Origin of the sequence: Stenotrophomonas maltophilia group sp. msm1 (genome assembly GCF_032025805.1) — a bacterium.
GTDB classification, from domain to species: domain Bacteria; phylum Pseudomonadota; class Gammaproteobacteria; order Xanthomonadales; family Xanthomonadaceae; genus Stenotrophomonas; species Stenotrophomonas hibiscicola.
In genome coordinates, this window is sequence record NZ_JAVSKH010000002.1 from 339,996 (window position 1) to 353,933 (window position 13,938).

The following is a 13,938-nucleotide window of genomic DNA, read 5'->3' on the forward strand; positions in this document are numbered from 1 at the left end:
GTAAGACGCCTCCGGCGTAAGGCGGGTATTCGTCCTGAGCCTGTACCGAAATTGGCGTGAATAATTTGATCGCCGGGCGACGCCCACCCCCGCCGTGAGTAGTGGTCGGGTTTAGAGTCCGGGGTTGATGATATCGATGTTGGCCAGATGCTTGGCGTAGGCGGCCGGCCGATGGCGTCCTTGGGGCGTTCCTCGTTGTATTCTCGGCGCCATCGCTCGATCTCGGTGCGGGCGTGTAGCAGCGTTGGGAACCAGTGCTCGTTGAGGCATTCCTCGTGCAGGCGACCGTTGAACGATCTCACATAGGCGTTCTGGTTCGGCTTGCCGGGCTGGATCAGGCGAAGCTTCACGCCACGTGCGTGTGCCCAGCTCACCGTCACCTTGCCGCAGAACTCCTTGCCGTTGTCGGTACCGATCACCTGCGGCAAGCCGCGCAGCGAGGCCAGCTGGTCCAGCACACGCGAGACGCCGTGCCCGGAAATCGCACGTTCCACCTCGATTGCCACGACTTCGTATGTGGCGTCATCGACGATCACCAAGCACTTGATGACCCGGCCTTCGGCCGTACGGTCGAACACGAAGTTCATCGACCACACATGGTTGGGCCGGGCCGGGCGCAGCAGTGGCTGCCGCTCGCCGACCGCCACCTTTTTGCGCTTGCGCCGCCTCACCTGCAGCTGCTGCGCCTGATGCAGCCATTCCACGCGCTTGTAGTTCACGATGCGTCCTTCCTGCGGCAGCTTCAGGCAGATCATTCCGACGCCGTAGCGCTTGTGCCGATACGCCAAGGCCAGGATGCGCTCGCTCAATTCAACGTTGCGATCCTCGCGCCGGACATAGCGCAGCGCGCTGACACTCATCCCGATGATCGCCAGGGCACGGCGCTCGCTTGCCCCGCGCTGCATCCACTGCCGCACCAGCGCACGCCGCACCGGCGCGTCCGCTACTTTTTTCGCAGCGCGTCCTTGATCAGATCGTTCTCGAACAGCTGCTCGGCCAGCAACTTCTTCAGCCGGACGTTCTCGGCTTCCAGGTCCTTCAACCGCTTGGCGTCGGGCACGCTCATGCCACCGAACTTGCTGCGCCACAGTTGGTACAAGGCCTCGCTGAAGCCATGTCGACGGCACAGGTCCTTCACCGCCATGCCGGCCTCTGCCTCGCGTGGGAAGCCGATGATCTGTTCTTCGGAAAAGCGCTTCTTCATGTCCAATCTCCGGCTTGTTGGGGATTGAACTCCAAATCGCCGTGCTACTCAAAACCTGAGGGACGTCGGGAGCACAAGAGCGTCGCCATGCGCGATAGATACGATCATCGCTTGCCTGTCGTGAAACCTGCATCTCTCCCGAAGTGTTCGGTAGGGTTTTCAGGAGCAAAAGAAAAAGGCGCCCAAAAGGACGCCTAAGTCGCTGATGCAATTGGTGGGCCGTGAAGGATTCGAACCTTCGACCAAAAGATTAAAAGTCCGCCCATCTATTCTTAGAAATCAAATACTTGCCTTCAGATATTCTACGGAGGTCGGCCACCCTCCGCCGCGAATTTCGTCTTGATCCAGAGCCATATTACGGAGGCCCGACGACGCAAAACGCGTCTGGACACGCCTGGCCATGAAGCTACCTGGCGACCACTTCCGGTCGCGGCTGCGGCTTGGGCAGCGTCATGTCAACGGCTTTGCAATCCCAATCTAAACCATTCAAATCAATAGCTTACATCCAAATGACACCCGAGATGCCTTCCGCGACGCTCCTAAGCACGTTAACTGAGTCTCCTCAGAACGCTAAGGCCGCCCGAACATTTACCTTCCAAGGCAGAAGGTGCACTCAGTACAGGCGCGCCATCAATCAAGCAATTTCAGCGCACGAGCCATGTACTTAAACAGCGCAGTTTCACCGCCGGTGCCAGGAACGAACTCATCCTTGTGGAAGTCCTCATCATCGAGGTCAATATTTTCAAACAGCGCGCCAAACCTTTTTTTAGAAACAATGGGCTTCTCGGGATCCGCGAAAGGCTTCTCCTTCAGATATATCAAATGCAGGAGCCTCATCAGCGCCCTAAAGCCGTTGGTTCTAGGCAATATGTGACCACGCTCCCGGCTAAGCCAAGCATCTGGCCATCGCTCTTGAACTGCAGAGAAGTAATTGACCAAAATTTTTGCTATATCCGCATCACGCTCTGCAACCCATAGAAAGCGCAACGGTGTCTTCTGATAGTCCTGAGGCTCCGCCTTCACCTTCCGCCCCTTTGCAAGGGCATATCGGTCATCCTCCGGCTTCCTACTTATTAATGGAAGAAGAGAGCCGACGAACGTAGCTTGCGCTAATGTTTCGCGCCCAGGTGCACGTCCCGGGGTAGCAGTCCCGAGACGTTTGATCATCTGATAGAACGGACCACCCTCGAAACCATCAAGAGCCACTGCAATTTCATGGGCGCTCTTCTGCGGGCTTCTGGCTTTCGCATAGTCCAGCAGATCATAAACCAAGCTCTTATTAACCTTGGTCTGTGCGAGATTGACCGTCGCAAAAACATACGCTTGGTCAGCGATATCGGCGTCAACGAATATCGAAACCGGCACATCGAAGACACCAGTAACGGATTTCAATCCCTCAACACGATGCTGACCATCCAAAATCTTTGCTATTTCCCCGAAGGGGATGGATGCCCCACTTTCATCCTCTCCTGCAGCGAGTGTCAGTCGACCCCTCTTCTCGTCGAACTCGACGCATGCACCAGGAACCGCCAGAACTATAGATGTAGGGAAGGTCGCATCGGAAGAAGCAACAAACTTGGAGATCTCCTCAACTCTACCGCCGTCCAGTTTTCTCTGTATGCCGACATACCGATCAAGATCACTCTCGATCCGGCGCATGTCTGCGTATGAAATCGCAACGAGCTGTTGCGCCGATATGACGGCCGAGAAGAACTCGCCGATAGGCTGGACTACGCGGATCGCCGGAATGCTGATCGAGCTGCTCATTCGCCACCACCGTTAAGTTCAGCCAGAATTGCACCACTCCCTGCGGCGCTACTTGCTCCACTTGCGGTCGCAGTGACCTCATTGAGAAAAGCACGCTGGAAGAACACAGTCACATACCAGATAAGAACTGACATCGGGAAGCAAATCATCGCAAATCGCTTAACGAAATCCGGATTAGCGAGCTCGCCAGTCTTCGAGACACCATAGATGTAAAAGCAACAAACTATGATTGCCACCTGGAAGAACCCAAGAATCCAGAAAATAACATTGTACTTTCGAGCGCGCCAGTTGCTGACCATAATCCACATTGCGGGAGCAAGAACAGCCAATATATAGACTATAATCTCGCCAAGATTAATGGACCGCACTATCACACCAAAGGCCACATCATAGGTGAGAACGGCACTTTTAGTATTAACCAGATATATAAATACTGCAAAAAGCAAGGCACAATTAGATACGAATAGCGAAAAGAAAACCTCAACCAAAGCCATGAACCAATGCCAACGCTTAACGGCCTCAGTCGCAGCTTCAATTTTTCGCTTGACCTTGAAATGAAGCCCCCTGCTTCCATTCATAGTGCAACCTCAATAGCACTTAATAAGAACTTCATTAAATTGTCCGCGTGCACGACTGGCGCCAGCAATCACCCCAGCCCTGCTCACACAAACCTGCTCGAAGCCATCGTACAGCTCGTAAATAGAGGCGTGGGCCGCATTGGTAATTAATACTTTTGCGCCCCTCTCGGCAGCCCGGCCGACACATGCACGCAGACGCTGCTGATCAGCCCAACCGAATAGATCCTCGTTGTACTTCACAAAACCGTTGTTGTTGTGAGCAACCGTGTAGGGAGGATCAACGAAGACAAAGTCACCCTCCATTGCGGAGTCAACAGTAGCCTCAAAATCACCAGCAACAAGCCTCGCCCTCCCCAAAATTTTGGATAGGCGAGCGAAGTCGTCAGATTCTAAAACAACCGACGCTTTCGTTCCGATCGGCACATTGAACTCACCCCGCTTATTAACTCTGTACAGACCATTCCAGCAGGTTCTATTCAAGTAGAGCATGCGCGCAGCACGTCGCAGCGGGACCCGGGGCCTCTGCTTTCTCACTTCATAGTAGAACTCAGCGCAGTGCCGCGCATGATAGTAACGAAGAAGACTCTCCAGCTCGCCGGGAAAGTCACGAATGCATTCGTATAGGTTAATTAAATCAGCATTCGCATCTGACAACACAGCAGTAGGTGGCTGGAGCGCGAAAAACATGGCTCCCGATCCCACGAAGGGCTCAATATAGTTATTGAATACGGCCGGCACCATATCCATATGACGCGCGACGAACCAACGCTTTCCTCCGGCCCACTTCAAGGGCGGAACAACCGGAGCGCTAGATAGCATGTCCATTGCGATTACATCACTGTTCTTCATCCGCCGGCATCATGCCGCCATCCCCTACCAGTAGTCTAGTGCCACCGGTGGAATGCTCACTGGCTTATGCCAGCTGCGTGCCGGACGCGAGGCCCGTCAGCTACGGCGGCCCTTGTCCTGCGAACTCTGCAGTTTGCGCGGACCTAGCGCGTCTTTGGCGCTCGCGGCCGCCTTGGACGCAGCATTTTTCAGCCGCTGTGCCTGCAGCTTCTGCTCGCGGGCGGGCGGCAGGCCCGGCAATGGCGGCGCCGGCTGGATCGAAGTGCTGTCGGTCAGCCGGGCAACGGCCTCACGCAGAGGCAGCTCGGGATACAGCCGGGCTGCGCACCAGCGCTCGGCGTAGCGCTTGGCCTGCCCGATGCTGGCAGCCCATTCGTCCTTGGTTTCCCACATCTTCCTGGCATCAAGGTGCGCACGAACCCCGCCGTCCTTTGCCGGCACGACGTGGGCGATCTGCCGGCCGCTCCACCACAGCACCCAGCCGTCTCCCATCTGGAACCAGCCAGAGGGTGGCGGTGCTGAGCGGAAGCCTTGGTAGCCGTGCGAGGGAAGCATGGCCGGAAGGATACGGCCGGCCGTCGCAGATCCTGCGAACGCGGCGACCACTTGGCTGAACCATTTGGCCAGCTGGACTATTTCGCGAGCAGGAGTTCCGCTCTTTCCATGCAGTAGCGGCGCAACTCAGGATCCGGAATTGATCGGAGCGCCCACTGTTCGATATCGAAACATGTCTTTGCCTTTGCCTGTGCGTCGGCAAGCCGATCGTCGATCTCGGTTCGGCTGCATGCTGCGTAGGTATGGACGTTCATGGACCACCTCATTCGTTTAGGAGGCCGACGATAGGCAGCGCACGCTCAACGGGTCAACACTTTCGTTGAAAATTTTCTATTGCGTTATCAGCACGTTACACCGGAATAACGGAGTGAATAACTCCGCCCTACACATTCACACCACGGCCGGCCCCACTACGCTCCGGGAATGTGCGGCCGATTCGTCCAGCTCCCCGTGATCGACTTCGGCCAGCCGGGGCTGGCTGACCTTGCCCCCGGCCTGGCAGAGATCCAGCCCAGCTACAACCTGGCCCCGACTCAGCGCGCATCGGTGATCCTGGATCGCGGCGAAGGCCGGCAGGTAATTCGGCTGGCGCGGGGCCTGCTGCCGTTCTGGGCCAAGGCCAAGGGCCTGCAGGGCTCGACAATCAACGCTCGGATCGAGACGGTGGCCACCAAGCCGGCGTTCCGCTCGGCCTTCAAGAAGCGCCGCTGCGTCATCCCCATGGCCGGCTACTACGAGTGGTCGGTCAGCCCCGAGGACGGGAAGAAGGACCCGTGGTTCATCCACGCAACCGGGCCGCTGCTGGCCGCTGGCCTGTGGGAGGACACCAGCCCGCTGCTGCCTGACGGCAACCTGGGCACCTTCACCATCATCACCGGCGACAGCAGCGGCGTCTCGGCCGACATCCATGACCGCATGCCGGTGTGGCTGCTCGCAAGCCAGATCGATGAGTGGATGGCGGCCAGCCCCGACGACGCCATGGCGATGCTGCTGGCCGGCTCGCCTCCATCCATGGAGGCGTACAGGGTCAGCCGTGCCGTCAACACGCCACGCAACAATCGCGAGGACCTGCTCCAGCAAGTTGCATGACGTCTACAGCAGGGTGGCTTGGCTGTCGTCCCAGCTCTTGATGATCAGCTCTCCGAATTTCTTCCCTCTTCCCTGCCCGCCGCCGATGGTGTAGTCCAACTGCAGCGGCACCAGGTCGAAGCCGGCGAACACTTCGCGGATCTCAGGGTGGTCGTTGATCGAGACCACAAAGCGCCCGACCGAGGTGCGCATCAGCTCGGCCATGGCCTCGTACTCCGCGAAGGGGAACTCGACGCCGTAGCCCTCTGTTTCCCAATACGGGGGATCGAGGTAGAACAGCGTACCCGGCCGATCGTAGCGCCGCACGCACTCTTGCCATGGCAGGCATTCGATAACTGTGTTCGCCAGGCGCAGATGTACAGCGCTCAGCTCTTCCTCGATGCGCAGAAGGTTCAATCGTGGACCGCCAGCGGTAACCACGCCGAACGACTGCCCCTGCACCTTGCCACCAAACGCGAGCTTCTGCAGGTAATAGAAGCGGGCGGCGCGCTGGATGTCGGTCAGGGTCTCCGGCCGCTCCATCTGCGCCCACTCGAACATCTGGCGCGACACCAGCGACCAGCGGAACATGCGCACGAACTCGTCCAGGTGGTGGCGAACACACCGGTACAGGGACACCAGCTCGCCGTTGATGTCGTTGAGCACTTCCATCTGTGCTGGGTACGGCCGCATAAGCAGCGACGCGGCGCCACCGGCGAACGCCTCGACGTAGCAGTCATGGATTGGGAAGTGCGGATAGAGGTGCTTCAGTAAGCGGCGCTTGCCGCCCGGCCAGGAGATGATGGGCTTGGGCATGGGTTCTCAGTATTTGCGATAGGGGGAGCCGACAATCCCGCCGCTCTCGCGAGGGCGGCAGGGCCACGGCCAATGCCAGGTGCTGAGATCACCTGTGTTGCGGCGCTGCCTGGATGCTTGCCGGCATCCGGGCAGCGCCCTGCTTCTTCAGACGACTACTTCTACCAATGGGAGATTGGGCGCGGCTTCCAGCAGTCGACCGCCACTGACCCAGACGTTGTACGGAATGGGCTGCTGCAGCTGACCGAAGGCACGCATCTGCGCCCCGTCATAGGTTGTCAGGCTACTGGTGCCATCTGCGTTGTGCGCAGTGACCGTTGCCAACAATCGTGGCCGTCCACTGACCAGCTCGCCGAATTGATCCCATAAATCAGTCCGCATCGGTGAAATGCCTCTCCAGAGTTGCTGTCTGCTCGATCACGACAGCCTGTTGATCCACGACGACCTCAATGCGGATCGACTCGCATTGGCCGTGCCAGGTTCCTTCAGAACTCAGCACCTGCACCAGGTCGAGAGGCAAGATCACCCCGATCTCCCCTGCTTTCAGCGGCTTCGGGAACAGTGGCACGGTCAGATCCACTGCGGCCTGTTCACCGCGATCGCACAGGATGTTGCGCCCCCGCTCGGCGGCGGCGGCAGCGACGTTGATCAACGGGCTACTTACCTGCTGCGCGTAGAGCTGGCCCGCCTCGCCAGCCTTGCGCACCTTGCAGGTGACGCCCTTCCCGGCCAGCTCTCCCGTGACCACCACCGCGTCATACAGGGGCGCACTGCGCATCTGCAGGCTCTCGGTCAGCACAATGTCTTCCTGCAGTAGGTGATCCGGCGTTGTCTCCCGCCACAACCACGGACTGGCCGGGTAGCTGGCGCGGACAACCAGCGCCAAGTCCGAGGGATGGGACTGCACCACCCCGCCACTCGCACCAGCGAGCGCGCTGATGGCATCCAGTGGCGTGCTTGCGTCATAGAACCATGCGCCGGGCGGAACCAACCAATCAACTGTGTCGTACTGGCTGACAAAGCCCGTGCCCGCCAGCTCCTCGGCCACAAGCTGGGCCATGCTGCGCTCCTCCGTGGTGGCCTTGACGCGAGCCGGGGCGTAAGGCGGTGCCAGCAACGCTGTCCTTGATCGCCCACTCAAACGCACACCGCCCCCAGCAAACTCGCGCTGTTTCTGGAAGCTCTCGATGATGCCCGTCCAGACGTAGCCGTTCAGCACCAGCTCGAACTGTCGCGGGCCCGAGGCCGTGGGCTTGAGCAGTCCCAGCTGATCGGCATCGGCCAGCTCGATGTCAAAGGTCCAGCCCCAAGCCGAACGGCCGGCGCTGAGCGAGACGCGGGCCAGTTCGATCGGCGTCCGATCAGGAAGCCGCACAAATGAAACCTCATTGATCACGACGTAGGTCCTACGTTGGGGGCGCACCACATAGCACGCCGAGATGCCAAGATTCAGGGGAGCCAGTCCGGGCACGCCAATCACGGTGCAGCCGAGATTGAGGCCGACACGGTTGCCGGGCGGGAACGTGGGATCTGGATCAGGGTCGGGCCCCGGGCCAGGGGTTGGGCGAACGCCCCATGGAACTCGCCGCGCAGCGCCCCAGGGCAGCCGGTAGGCCCCTCGGCCGGCCACTGGGTGCATCCACGCTATCGAGCTACCGGCGCTAATCGGCGGAAGGCGACTATCCCATTGCAACCTGCGAGAGGCCTGCGCAGCTGCAAGCCAGCGAACTGGCAGGGCGGTCAGTCGCGTCAAGCTGTGCATCGAAGAGTGCCATGCGTACCGTGCTTGACAGCCTGCAATCGGAAGAGTGCCCCACCCCGCTCGCCACTTGCCACCAACCGAGGCCATGCCGGTTCGCCACAGGAACCCCGCCTCTCCGTGGATCAGACCGCTCATTCCCCAACCGACAGAGATCTCTCGCCGAACTCGAGGCGATTCAGCCCACCACTGGCAGACAACCCTATCGACTGCAACTGAGCGTTGCCACTGGATCGAGGAAAGACGGCCAAGCCGCCCCGAAGGCGCCCAGGCCATGGCAGCAGCCTGCCGAATTCCCCGGATGACCGGCTCCGGAGCATCGTCGTCCCAATACACACCAAGATTGAGTCCAGTGCGTCGCGCATCCGCCTCGACGAAGGGGCCCAGATTAAGCCGCAGGCGTAAAGGGGTAGGATCGGCCATTAGCTTTCGACGTAGGGCTGAACCCAATCCTGGATCGCAGAGTTGACCTCAGCCCTCGCGTCTATGCCGATCACCATGTAGCGGTAGTTGGGCGACAGGCCGCTGACCAGCCACTGCCCGGCGCTATCACTGCGAACATGAGCGCAGCAGATAAGCGTGCTTCGTTCAAGCACCAGAACCTGCCCCCGGAAAGGTTGATTGAGTCGACGGAGCCGCCCATCCACTACATCCTCATCAGGCGGCAAGCCGCCGATCACCCCTCGACCACAGAAGTCGATCGGAATCGACATCGTGGAAGTAAATCCCTGAGCGTTCATGAACCCCACCCTCCACTTATGCGAATCAAGAGCACGCCGCGCCAGGTGATCGCACCTTCGATGTTGCAGGCACGATTGGTCCGTACCACGAGGACGCGATCGTTAACGGTCCCATCGAGCCCCTCAATCACCTGACCGTCCTGCAAGTACTCGGTGTTTGCGATGTTCTGAATTGGTGCAAGAGCACCCGGAAGCTCACCGCGCGGCCCGTACGAAGTGCTAATGAACCGTGCGGGCTCATAGAAGAGTCCCTGATTGATGCTGCTCGGATAGCCAGCGCCCCCCTGCCCACCGAACATCGTACCTTGGCCTACAACGCCAAAGTGATCGCAGGCTACCGCGCCTACCGCCCCGGTATGAGATCGCGCAATGAACAAGCCGCAGTTCGCAGGATCAGGCGTGAAAGTGAAGTTCCTCCACGACAGCAAGTACTCGCTATCGGAGTACCCACCTGTCCAGCTATCAGTCTTGACACAGGACATGACGAAGGCGTGCATATCCCCTGGCTTATAGCTGATGCAGTCACCTGCATACCAGCAGAACAAACTACCTGCGCTGCGCGTGTCCACGAATACATAGACAAAGCGCTCATTAGCAATCACCCTCCAACGCCTCGCAACAGAATCCAGCGTCGTAGACTTCGGCAGAAGGATCCCATTCGCCCGATGCGCGACAGTGGGAACCGGATTGGTACCTGCCATCGCGGACGTCATGGCCTCATAGCCTCGACCCCAGCCATGGCGCGCGTTTCCCACCACTGCGGAGTCGTCAATACGGAGGTAATAGCCGCTCCCGGTTACAAGGCTTCCGCGATAGACCCGCACGTTGGTAGCACTGAACTCGCGCGTCCAGCCAGCTCCGTTCTTGCGCGCGGCGCCAACGCCGTACCCATCGACAAGTACGGCGTCAAGCAAAGCGGTAAGGCTCCCGGCCTGGCCAGTCAGCTGTGGCGCTCCCGGATCGGTGCTTTCGTAAACGGTTGGTACAAGACTCATAAATGGTTACTCGCCTGGAATATTGCCAATGACCTGGAACCGGGTGGAGTCGGTCGCGCCCTCCGGCGTGCCGGGCAACGTCGTGCGCATCATCCATACGGGCGCCAAACCACCCACGGTGTTAAAGCGAACAACGTTGTTCGTAGACCAACCAGTTCCCCAACCCTCTTTCTTCATCACGAAGTACGGTTGCCCGGTGCGAGGATTGATGGGCGCAAGATCCGTAGTGGTGTTTCCAGCAGAGATCGTGCCGACCGTCTCGCCGATCACCTCGAACTGCGTCGCACTGGTAAACCGCACCGCCCAACGCTCAGTGATCGCGTCCTTGTTCGTCACGGCGAGCGGATAGTCCGTGTCGTTGTAGGTGCCGGGCGCAACACTGCCGCTCGGGGAATCGGCCCACACGTTGGTCCATGCAGCCTGGTCGAACAGACTCACCACTCGCGCCTGCAGGTCCAGAGACCCATTGGCCTCGCCCAAGCGCAGTGCGGTGCTGATCATCGACTCCCCCACCGGATAGTCGTGCGTCAGGGAGGTGTTGATCTCGATCTCACCGGTGATCTGCGGCTGAACCACCAAGCGCCGGTCCTCGACGCGCTCGCTGATCGTCAGTGGCAGCGTGTACGCGGCCAGGTTCAGCGGGTCACTGAAGCGCAGGTTGCCAATGTCCAGATCCGCCGTGAACCACGCTGCGTCGACCGGTCGCCCATCCGCGTCGCGCACTTCGATGCCTGCGACCCTGCCGCGACCAAAACTGACCAACTGCCCTGCTTGAGGCGACGGCACCACGTGCTTGGCAGTGTGGTGGATCAGCACGGTCTGCCCCGGCTTGAACGCTGGCGCACGGCCGTCGCTGGGTAGACGCACAGACGACAAGCCGATCACCACCTCCGACAGCGGGATCGATCGATACACGACCGCGCCCATGTAGATGGTGCCCGGCAGCACGAGCGTCGGCCTCCAGACCTGATCGCCCTCAACCTGATCGGGATCAAACCAGGGCTTGCCCTCATTCCCGGCCACGGGCACCAGCTGGCCGAACTGAACCTTGACGACGCCACTTTCCCAATCGACCTTGCCACGAATTTCCGCAGCTGATAGCACACCGTTAATGTCCGCAGTCACCGTGAGCAGTTCGCCATCGATGCGGGTCGCGCGCAGCGTGAACATGCCCGGCCGCAGCGGTGAACCAGGCGCACGGAAGAAGCTGACCGCCACACCCGGATCGGCGATCCGTGTCAGGAGGGATTGGATCTGGACAGTGTTCTCGCCGCCTGCCAGCCACTGCACCAGGTTCACCACACCTGCTGCGTAGTCGATCGTCCCTGCATAGATGCCCGAGCCAGTGGCGGGATCGATGGAGTGATACAGCCCGCCGCTACGGTCAACGTAGGTGCGCCCCCGGAATGCGAAGCGAACGCTGCCCGGAACGATGCTGTCGCTGATGGTCGGGGTGAGCTGCAGTTGGACCGCCGGCAGCGGCATGACTTCCTGCGCGGACTGAGCCGCTTCCCCCGCGAGCATCCAACCGGCCGACACGATACTGCCGGCGGAGAATTGTGCGAGCACGTCCAGGCGCTCGTAGCCCACCACCTTCAGCCGCCCTGAGCGGATCTCATACACCGGATAGGAAACCTGCCGGACCATGAACTTTCCGGCCTGCAGCGAGACCGCGCCCGTGCTGTAGTTCACCGCCCCCAGCACCGTGCTGAAGGCCGTGTCCCCCACCGACACGCCGACCAGGTTGCCTGCGCCATCATCCTTTGCGATGACTCGCATCGCCTGAGGGGCCGACGACAGGTCATCGCGATCGCGCCGCACACTCACAAGCCAGTCGAGAAGGAGTGTGCCCTGCCTCACAGGTCCCTGCGGCAGGGTGAACGAGACGATCCCGGCCGCGTCCGGAACAGGCTGCGGCGCTGCGTGTAGCGGCTGTCCCCAGTCGTAGGCGATCGAGAGCTGACTATCCGCATCAGGCAGAGTCAGCGGCCGGAGCGAGATCTCACCGGTCGAGTAGCCGATCTGTCCACGAACCTGCCCGCCAATCAGCAAGCCGCCGTTCCCGTTATCTGTGACCGCCACATTGGATCCGCCGACGCGCAACGTCAGCTGCACCGTCCCCGGTACCGCCGAGCCCTCGCCGAGCACAAAGCGGAGCGCCGGCGGCAGGATGGCAGTATCACCAACCCGGGCCTCCGCGATGATGGGAGTACCCCAGTTGGAGATGATGCTGCTCTTCAGATCCGGCAGCGCGCCAGCGGTCACCACGACGGAGCCGGTCTGGTAGTTGATCGTCCCGGTGCCTTGGCCCGGCTTGCCAATCAGACGGCCGCGGCCGTTGTCGGTCAACCTGATCCAGCGCCCCAGGGCGCGGTAGTCGACCACCACCGTTCCTGGGGCCGGCAACGGGGTCAGCTGGAACAGCCAGACCATGCCCTGGTTGTTCTGCGTCACCTCAATCTCGTCGGTGAAGCCCTGCATGGGGATGGAACCCGCCGGGGACGCGGTGATGCTGATACTGGTACTGCCGACGCCACTCGCATGCGTCAAGGCTACGACCCCACCCTGATAGTCGACCGTGCCGCTCCAGGGCGTCGCCACGGCGGAAGCGAGCCCGCCAGTGCCGTCATCGGTGAGTTCGACACTCCCTGCGACAACCCTTACTGCGCCCACCACCAACCCAGTACCGAGGTATCGGCTGACCGGCACGCCAGCAGCAAAGCTGGCACTGAAGTTCTGGCCGAGGCTGCCGGCAGGGCCGGACGGGACCTGGCTGATGGTGCCCATGCCGGCCAGAACGTCACTGACCGGGGTTTCAGCCGTGGAGGTAGGGACGATGGACACATACGGGGTATCGACTTGCACAGCCAGATCGCCAGGCTTCCCTGCGGCGGTGAGGCGTTTGACGCTGTGATAGCTCGTGGCCTCCACCACGTTGGTCTCGTAGATCCTGGTCGCGGGCTTGGTGGCCGAGTACCGCACTACCTCCTGGCCGAAGAAATCGCGCAGCAACGCGTTCACCAGCTCGATCACCAAGACATCCCGCTCAAATGCTCCTTGGTCATCGGTAAACGTCCGTGTCGTACGGGACAGCACGCCTTTGACCCGCACGTACTGTTCTGCCGGATCGTGCCCGGAGCTTGCGAGGGTCAGCAGCGAGAAGTTGTCATTGATGTCGGGGCTCGGCGCGTCCTTCATCGCGTAGACCTGGATAGTCATCTGGCCGCTGAAGTGGTTCCCCAGTAGGACAAAGCGGGACTCTGTGCCTCGCGTGATGTAGCTCTCGACGCGGTTCTTGGCGTCGAGGCGCACGTCACTGTAAGAACCAGTGGCAAACATCGTGACGGTCACGCGCGGGTCTGCCGGAGGATCGATCAGCACCGCGATCGCGTCCTTTAGCACGTCTGGCGCCGGTGTATCCACATGCACGAACATCTTGCGGAGGGTGGTTCGGCCAGTGGTCCGCTCCTCATCACCGATATCCGGAAAGAGGTTGTTCATCGCCCCATCAATGATTTCGGTCTGAACCATGCGGCCACCGCCATCAGGGTTATCTGTCAAGCGCTGCGACTGTCGCAGCTTGATATCGGTAGCAAGAATCGTCATG

General features: G+C 60.4%; 10 protein-coding genes and 1 pseudogene. 1 reads left to right on the top strand and 10 read right to left on the bottom strand.

Annotated features, from left to right (window positions below; genetic code table 11):
* Positions 1-111: 111 nt before the first annotated feature.
* The 6 genes and pseudogenes from ROV95_RS09095 to ROV95_RS09120 form a co-directional block, all read right to left on the bottom strand.
* Positions 112-1,204: pseudogene (locus ROV95_RS09095) on the bottom strand (IS3 family transposase).
* 630 nt (positions 1,205-1,834) lie between these two features.
* Positions 1,835-2,971: a DGQHR domain-containing protein gene (locus tag ROV95_RS09100; RefSeq protein ID WP_312544054.1), complete on the bottom strand. Its 1,137-nt coding sequence runs from the start codon at positions 2,969-2,971 to the stop codon at positions 1,835-1,837.
* Positions 2,968-3,549 carry a hypothetical protein gene (locus ROV95_RS09105; protein ID WP_312544055.1) on the bottom strand — a complete coding sequence of 194 codons (582 nt, stop codon included), beginning with the start codon at positions 3,547-3,549 and terminating at the stop codon, positions 2,968-2,970. Before ROV95_RS09105 ends, ROV95_RS09100 begins: the two co-directional genes overlap by 4 nt.
* A 9-nt stretch (positions 3,550-3,558) precedes the next feature.
* On the bottom strand, positions 3,559-4,398 hold the full coding sequence (locus ROV95_RS09110) for a Dam family site-specific DNA-(adenine-N6)-methyltransferase (RefSeq protein ID WP_312544056.1): 840 nt from the start codon (positions 4,396-4,398) through the stop codon (positions 3,559-3,561).
* Positions 4,399-4,494: 96 nt separating this feature from the next.
* Entirely contained in the window at positions 4,495-4,953 is a 459-nt protein-coding gene (locus tag ROV95_RS09115) for a hypothetical protein (protein ID WP_312545103.1), read from the bottom strand.
* A gap of 77 nt (positions 4,954-5,030) precedes the next feature.
* Positions 5,031-5,207, bottom strand: a complete 177-nt coding sequence (locus tag ROV95_RS09120) for a hypothetical protein (protein WP_312544057.1) — start codon at positions 5,205-5,207, stop codon at positions 5,031-5,033.
* A gap of 169 nt (positions 5,208-5,376) precedes the next feature.
* Between ROV95_RS09120 and ROV95_RS09125 the strand changes: the two genes are divergently transcribed.
* Entirely contained in the window at positions 5,377-6,042 is a 666-nt protein-coding gene (locus ROV95_RS09125) for an SOS response-associated peptidase (RefSeq protein WP_312544058.1), read from the top strand.
* A 3-nt stretch (positions 6,043-6,045) separates the two neighbouring features.
* Here ROV95_RS09125 and ROV95_RS09130 read toward each other — a convergent pair whose 3' ends face one another.
* The 4 genes from ROV95_RS09130 to ROV95_RS09145 form a co-directional block, all read right to left on the bottom strand.
* Positions 6,046-6,837 carry a DNA adenine methylase gene (locus ROV95_RS09130; RefSeq protein WP_004152743.1) on the bottom strand — a complete coding sequence of 264 codons (792 nt, stop codon included), beginning with the start codon at positions 6,835-6,837 and terminating at the stop codon, positions 6,046-6,048.
* Between the two features lie 370 nt (positions 6,838-7,207).
* The gene (locus tag ROV95_RS09135) at positions 7,208-8,233 is read right to left on the bottom strand and encodes a hypothetical protein (protein WP_312544060.1); all 1,026 of its coding nucleotides are present in this window, start codon (positions 8,231-8,233) and stop codon (positions 7,208-7,210) included.
* A 785-nt stretch (positions 8,234-9,018) separates the two neighbouring features.
* Entirely contained in the window at positions 9,019-9,309 is a 291-nt protein-coding gene (locus ROV95_RS09140) for a hypothetical protein (protein ID WP_312544061.1), read from the bottom strand.
* A gap of 1,028 nt (positions 9,310-10,337) precedes the next feature.
* Complete coding sequence (locus ROV95_RS09145; protein WP_312544063.1) at positions 10,338-13,937, bottom strand: hypothetical protein; 3,600 nt, start codon at positions 13,935-13,937, stop codon at positions 10,338-10,340.
* Position 13,938 lies beyond the last annotated feature (1 nt).